General features: G+C 52.6%; 1 protein-coding gene. It reads right to left on the reverse strand.

The features are described from left to right. Positions 1-10: 10 nt before the first annotated feature. On the reverse strand, positions 11-325 hold a 315-nt coding region (locus B3V51_RS12325; RefSeq protein WP_286708509.1), incomplete at its 5' end, for a penicillin-binding transpeptidase domain-containing protein.

A 325-nucleotide genomic window follows, 5' to 3' on the forward strand; every position in this document is an offset into this window, starting at 1 on the left:
CAAAATGTCGCTATTCAGAGGTGACTGCTGCTGTTTGCGCCTCTGCTTCTGCTGCTTCCTGTTCTGCTAACGCTTTTGCCTCTTTTTCACGCAAGGCATCCTTCAAGGCTTTCTCAAAGGCCTTTTGGCGCTTGATGACTTTGAGCTCATCGGCTGAAGGCGGGAGTACCGGATCAGTTTTGCGTTGTAGCATCCAGTAGTCAAATAGGGCACGGCCGATAGGCGCGGCAGTCGTACTACCACCGCCACCGTTTTCGACCAATACGGCAAGTGCAATCTGTGGATCTTCTACGGGCGCAAAGCCATTGAACCACGCATGATCCCA

The sequence above is a fragment of the Psychrobacter sp. UBA2514 genome (genome assembly GCF_002341255.1).
Taxonomy (GTDB): Bacteria; Pseudomonadota; Gammaproteobacteria; order Pseudomonadales; family Moraxellaceae; genus Psychrobacter; species Psychrobacter pacificensis.